At 44.1% G+C, this 6,654-nt stretch carries 4 protein-coding genes; 3 read left to right on the plus strand and 1 reads right to left on the minus strand.

Annotated elements, in window-relative coordinates; genetic code table 11:
* Positions 1–9 precede the first annotated feature (9 nt).
* Both tkt and tal read left to right on the plus strand, forming a co-directional pair.
* Positions 10–2,106: a transketolase gene (gene tkt, locus HMPREF2909_RS05025; protein WP_071415447.1), complete on the plus strand. Its 2,097-nt coding sequence runs from the start codon at positions 10–12 to the stop codon at positions 2,104–2,106.
* Between the two features lie 82 nt (positions 2,107–2,188).
* A complete protein-coding gene (gene tal, locus HMPREF2909_RS05030) occupies positions 2,189–3,298 on the plus strand; it encodes a transaldolase (RefSeq protein WP_071415448.1) in 1,110 nt (369 codons plus the stop codon).
* 219 nt (positions 3,299–3,517) lie between these two features.
* Here tal and HMPREF2909_RS05035 read toward each other — a convergent pair whose 3' ends face one another.
* Positions 3,518–4,654, minus strand: coding sequence for a nucleotidyltransferase family protein (locus HMPREF2909_RS05035; RefSeq protein WP_084797263.1), 1,137 nt, complete (start codon positions 4,652–4,654; stop codon positions 3,518–3,520).
* Positions 4,655–4,744: 90 nt separating this feature from the next.
* Here HMPREF2909_RS05035 and HMPREF2909_RS05040 point away from each other — a divergent pair, with 90 nt between their 5' ends.
* On the plus strand, positions 4,745–5,197 hold the full coding sequence (locus HMPREF2909_RS05040) for a Panacea domain-containing protein (RefSeq protein ID WP_246815517.1): 453 nt from the start codon (positions 4,745–4,747) through the stop codon (positions 5,195–5,197).
* Positions 5,198–6,654 lie beyond the last annotated feature (1,457 nt).

The following is a 6,654-nucleotide window of genomic DNA, read 5'->3' on the forward strand; positions in this document are numbered from 1 at the left end:
TTGATCTACATGGTCGATTTCACATGGACTGAACTTGACGAGCGTGCAGTTAAGCTCGCTAAGGTTCTTTCAGCAGATGCAGTAGAAAAGGCAGGATCTGGTCACCCAGGTTCCCCAGTTTCTCTCGCACCAATTGCTTACACTCTGTACCAGCACTTCATTAAGCACGATCCAAAGGATCCTAACTGGGAAGGTCGCGACCGCTTTATCCTTTCCGGTGGTCACGCTTCTTTGACTCAGTACGTACAATTGTACTTCTCTGGTTACGACTTGACTCTTGATGACTTGAAGAAGTTCCGTACTATGGGCACTCGTACTCCTGGTCACCCAGAGTATGGTTTGACTCCTGGTATCGAAATGACCACTGGCCCATTGGGTCAAGGTTTGGCTTCTGCTGTTGGTTTTGCAATGGGTCAGCGCTTCCAGCGTAACTTGCTTGATGCAGGTGCACCAGCGGGTACTTCCCCATTCGACCACAAGGTATGGGTTATCTGCGGTGAAGGTGATGTTGAGGAAGGTATTTCCGCTGAAGCAGCATCCCTCGCAGGCGGCCAGAAGCTCGGCAACCTTACCGTAATCTTCGACGCTAACCACATTCAGATTGAAGGCGATACTAACTTGACCTTCTCTGAAGATATTTTGAAGCGCTTCGAAGCTCAGGGTTGGTACACCGACGAAGTATCTTTCGTACAGCCAGACGGTTCTTACAAGGAAGATACCGAAGCTCTTGCTGCAGCTTTGCACAAGGCTGAGCAGGTAACTGATCGTCCTCACTTTATTAAGGTAAACACCTTGATTGCTTGGCCAACACCAGGCAAGACCAACGACGAATCTTCTCACGGTTCTAAGCTCGGCGCTGAAGCTGTAGCTGGCTTGAAGGAGATTCTCGGCTTCGATCCAGAAGTTGCATTCCCAGCAGATGATGAAGCTCTTGCACACGCTCGCAAGGTTGCAGACCGCGGCGCTGAAGCTCACAAGGAATGGGATGAGCAGTTCAAGGCATGGCGTGAAGCAAACCCAGATAAGGCTGCTTTGTTCGATCGTATGGCTGCTGGCGAACTTCCAGCAGACTTCAACAAGGCTATTGACGAGCTCGAGGCTGGCGTTACCGCTGGTGCTTCTGTAGCAACCCGTAAGGCTTCTGGCGCAGCTTTGAATGCTATTGCAGCTGTTATGCCAGAACTGTGGGGTGGTTCTGCAGATTTGGGTGGTTCGAACAACACCACTATTAAGGGTGCTGCTTCCTTCCTTCCAGCAGAATACGCAACCAAGACTTGGCCAAACGTATCTGAAGGTGGTCGCGTGCTGCACTTCGGCGTGCGTGAGCTTGCTATGGGTGCTATTACCAATGGTATGATTCTTGGCTCCCACACTCGTCCATTCAATGGTACGTTCTTCATGTTCTCTGATTACGAGCGTCCAACTGTACGTCTCGCAGCTTTGATGAACATTCCTAACCTGTACGTATGGACTCATGATTCCGTAGCAGTTGGTGAAGATGGTCCAACCCACCAGCCAGTAGAGAACCTCGCTTCTGTGCGCGCAATTCCTAACTTGGAAGTTGTACGTCCAGCTGATGAGTTCGAAACTGCTGAAGCTTACCGTTACGCTTTCGAGCGTGATTCTAAGGCTCCAGTTGCAATGATTTTGACTCGTCAGAGCGTTCCAACTTTGGCTGAAACTATTGCTAAGGCTAAGGATGGCGTAAAGCGCGGCGCATACGTTCTCGTAGATACCGATGGCACTCCAGATGTAATCCTCATGGGTTCTGGTTCTGAAGTACAGCACGCTGTAAAGGCTGCTGAAACTTTGGCTGCTGAAGGTGTTAAGGCTCGCGTTGTATCTGTTCCATCTATGGAATGGTTCGAGCAGCAGTCTGAAGAGTACAAGGAATCTGTGCTCCCGGCAGCTGTTAAGGCACGCGTATCCGTTGAAGCAGGTCTTGCACTCTCCTGGTACAAGTACCTCGGTTCTTACGGTAAGGCTGTATCCATTGAGAGCTTCGGCCTCCAGGGTGCTGGCGACGAGAACATGGTTGCCCTCGGCATTACTGCAGAGCATGTTGTTGAAGAAGCTAAGGCTTCTATTGCAGCTGCTCGTGCATAACTAAAAGTTTCTGGGCGGTTTAACGTATTACCGCGCTAAACCGCCCTTTATAAAACACCTCCACACATAAGGAGAAAATAATATGGCACAGAATGTGCATACACAGAAGACCAGCGACTCTGGCGTTTCCATTTGGCTCGATGATTTGAGCCGTTCCCGCATTGAGTCTGGCTCTTTGCAGGATCTCATTGCTAACAAGAACGTTGTTGGCGTAACCACCAATCCTTCGATCTTCCAGAAGGCATTGGCTGAGGTTGGTCCATACGATGAGCAGCTTAAGGAACTCGGCAAGGTAGACGTAGAAACCGCTATTCGCGAGCTCACCACCACCGACGTACGTAACGCAACCGATATCTTCCGTGAGATTGCAGAAGCAACCGATTACGTAAACGGTCGCGTTTCCATCGAAGTTGATCCTCGCCTTGCACACGACACAGAGAACACTGCAAAGCAGGCTGTGGAATTGTGGGAAAAGGTTAACCGTCCAAATGCAATGATCAAGATTCCTGCAACCCTCGAAGGTTTGCCAGCAATCACTGCTACCCTTGCTAAGGGTATCTCTGTAAACGTAACCTTGATCTTCTCCATCGAGCGCTACGAGCAGGTTATCGACGCTTACATTGAAGGTATTAAGCAGGCACACGCTAACGGTCACGACCTCACCAAGATCGCTTCCGTAGCTTCCTTCTTCGTATCTCGCGTTGATTCTGCTATTGATGCTCAGCTCGAAGAGATCGGTACTGACGAAGCTAAGGCTCTCGAAGGCAAGGCTGCAGTTGCAAACGCACGCATTGCTTACGAATTGTTCGAGAACAAGTTTGCTAACGATCCAGCATGGGCAGAGCTCGAAGTTGCTGGTGCAAAGCGTCAGCGTCCATTGTGGGCTTCTACTGGTACCAAGAACCCAGCATACTCCCCTTCCAAGTATGTGGATGAACTCGTGGCAGAAGATGTTGTGAACACGATGCCTGAGAAGACCCTCAATGCTTTAGCTGAGCAGGGTGACGGTGCTCCTTCTATTAAGGGCACTTACGAAGAGTCTCATGCTGTTATGGACAAGCTTGCTGAGCTTGGCATTGACATCAAGAAGGTTACCGATAAGCTCGAGGCTGATGGCGTGGCTGCATTCATCAAGTCTTGGGATTCCGTGATTGCTGATGTTCAGGCAGGTATTGACCGCGTAAACGCATAAATTTCGCTGTTTTATACTAAAAGAAATGCGATCTGCTGTATGGCAGGTCGCATTTTGTTTATTGAGATTTTGGAAGTCCTTCCGAAGAAAACTTTTGCCAGTTCTTGTGTGCAAATATTTTGATAACTTAGTCCTAGTTCATATTCTCTTTTGCTCGGGAGAAAAATAATTATTGTTGCCTTGTAATATCAGAGCAAGTGGCATTATGAAAAAACTAATTCAAAGGATATCGTTTGTGAATTGTTCTAGCATTGTAATGAATTCTGAAGTATCAAGGAAATAGCTTGGATAGGCGAGCTGAAGTTTATTTCGATCACTCGTAGCTACTAATACGACATCCTGCCATGACATGACGCTAGAATCATCGTGTTGCTCCATAAATGATTCTTCATTCTGGAAATATACGCGAGCATTTTCACTAAGATTATTTTTAACGAGATGATCAATAGAGATAACCTGTTGTGATGTATTAACTCGAAACAGATAAAATATATATTTCTCGCCAACCTTGGCAAAAGACATTTGAGGTAATTTGAAGATTCCTTTTGATGCCTGTTCTAAGTCTGTCTTAATATCTCGTTCGAAATCTTTTTTAAGTTGAGTATCAAGTCTTTTTAGTTCGTTAAGATTTTCATTTAAATCACTTGGGTATTTGGGTATTGTTGGACATTTTTCCGCAATAGCTATGAGGTTAGATACGAGAGCAAAATATTGACGTACCGTTCTTTCTTCTTTATCTGCAGTAGTGGATACAGGTGATTTATAATCTGTGGAATATAGTGATCCTAATGTCTCTATCGTGGTAGCCCATAAATGTTGTTTTACAGTACGAATTTGAATTTCTAGACGTGTTGTTCCGTCTTCAGTCCTTGTTCCATTAGGAATTCTGACAAGTAGGTGTACCGAGCGATACCTATCCTGTTTACTTGGACTAAATACGTAATCTTTTACTTTTATAGCTATTTCCTTGCTCTTCAAAACAGAACATAATTCTTGCTGTAAAAGTTCTATTTGGTGTATGTCATCAACGATAATCCTGCATCCGCCAATATCATCAATTTCACCTAGCTTGAAATGACCTGTAGGACGTTTCAACTTATTAATAATCGATTGTAGACGTTTCAACCGAATAGAGCATAATGCATTAATATTCTGCTTATTCATAACCTCACAGACGAGCTGAAAAAGTGTAAATAGTGGGTCTAAATGCTGTAAACGCCACTGATTGGCGATGTTAAGAGCATTAATAAATTCTGGACTTTCCTGTTCAGAGGTTTTAAGGATTTTTCCTGCTTTATCAGCATCACCCTTTTTTACCCACCCATCAACTATCATCAACATATCCTTACTCACCATGCTCGTTGTATATCGCCATAGTTAATATAGTGTTATATATAGAGCTGAATATATACATATGATACTGCTTTATAATTGGAAAGGGGGCGTATGATGATTAGTGTTGCTAATGTTGCAGCATATATTTTAGAGAAATCTAAACCAATGACAACTATGAAACTACAAAAGCTTGTGTATTATGTGCAAGCCATGTCGTTGTGTCGTACAGGTAAGCCTCTTATTGATACCGAATTTTATGCGTGGATTAACGGTTCGGTATCGCGTGAATTATTTAACTTGCATAAGGGATTATTCATGATTCGTCGTCGTGATTTACAAGGAGTTAATCCGGATGAACACATCGATGAAGCTAGTAAAGAAATTATTGACGAAGTTCTCATTATTCTCGGCAACGAAACCGGTAACTCTTTAAGCGAGCGTACTCATAATGAAAAGCCATGGATTGATGCACGTGCAGGTCTTAGAGCTAATCAATTAGGTACAACTCCTATCACGAATCAAGCCATGATGCAGTATTACAGTGCTAATCCTATTCAAAGTTAGAAAATTGTTTTTTAGATTAAGTGCTTGTGATTGTTTCAATCACAAGCACTTTTGTATAGAACGATTGTTCGAATTTAGGCTTGTCGATTTAAGTAATAAGTAATACTGATGGGAATAATTAGTTATGACAGGATTGTGTTAGCGTAAAAAGTTTAGCCTTTGTACATAGTAAGATGTGATGTGGGCTGGTTTTTGTTCACGTTTTTGTTGTTGGTTTATTCCTTGTTTTGTGTAGTGTGTAGTGTTCTGGTTCGATTGTGGCAGGGCTTTTGTATCCCAAAGATGTATGAAGGCGATTGGTATTCCATTATGTCACCCCCACATATAGTGGCTTGTTCGAGATCTTTGACACTCATGAGTGTACGTTCTCGTGTAAGTTCTGTTTTATACGCATCATTGACGCTTTGGGCTAACGCGTTATTATACGAGTGATTAATTGAGCCAGTAGACGCAATTATCGCACACTGATCAAGCTTGCTTTGATACTCATCACTCATATAGTGAACTGTGTGTTCTAAGTGATGAATAAGCCCATGCGTGTCACCATGATGACGCGCTCAACAAATATTTTGTTCCCGTGCTGGTCAAGGGTAAGTGTTTTGTTTTCATGCCAGAAGATACAACCCACCCCACACTACGGTATCGAACGCTGTATAAGTAAAACACCATGAGCCAGTTTCACGTACATCAATATCCGTACCATGAACTTGGTGAGGAGCTTTCACAGTGAACGGATGGTTCACATAATCGTGTCTACCACCAGTTCCTTTCAAGCTGCGCGTAGGTACAAGATGCTTACCGTGACGTGTTCCTTGTATTCCTAACTAGCGCATAAGAGCAGTGACCTGGTCTTAAACCAATGTGTAACCATTCTTGGTTGATGAGTTGAGCACACACTGTGCGATACCCATAAATGATGTGAACTTGTCGTCCTGAAATTTCTTGGATATCTCGCGCTAAAGCTTCATAACAGACGATCATCAAAGAAACAGAACACTATTTTAGACAAGTAGTAAGCACGAGCAGTAGTAAAACCGTCCTTAAACACGGTTTTAAGAACACGACACATAGGCTCGACACCACATCTAGACGCGTACACGTCAATAAACTCATATTCCAGTCCCTAGTTTGCTCACACCTAGAAGCGAAAAAGCTGATACGTGTCTGTAAAATCTCATTGACACGTGTAAGTTCTCTATTTTCCTCTGCGTAACCGTTTGAGTTCTTCTTAAAACCTGCCGCACCGATAAGGAAGGAAGGAAACGTTTGAGTATCAGCTGCGCGACTCCATCTACGCAATGTTTCATATGATATTCCAAACGAAGAAGCAACTCGAATAATTGCCTTACTATCCGATTTTGTATTAGTTCTTGTTTCTCCAAGAGAGTTCTACAGCACGAGTTCTAAAATTCTTGTGAACACCCTTACCCTGATCCACAACCCCTATCATCCCCCCC

Source organism: Alloscardovia sp. HMSC034E08, assembly GCF_001813415.1.
Classification (GTDB): Bacteria; Actinomycetota; Actinomycetes; order Actinomycetales; family Bifidobacteriaceae; genus Alloscardovia; species Alloscardovia omnicolens.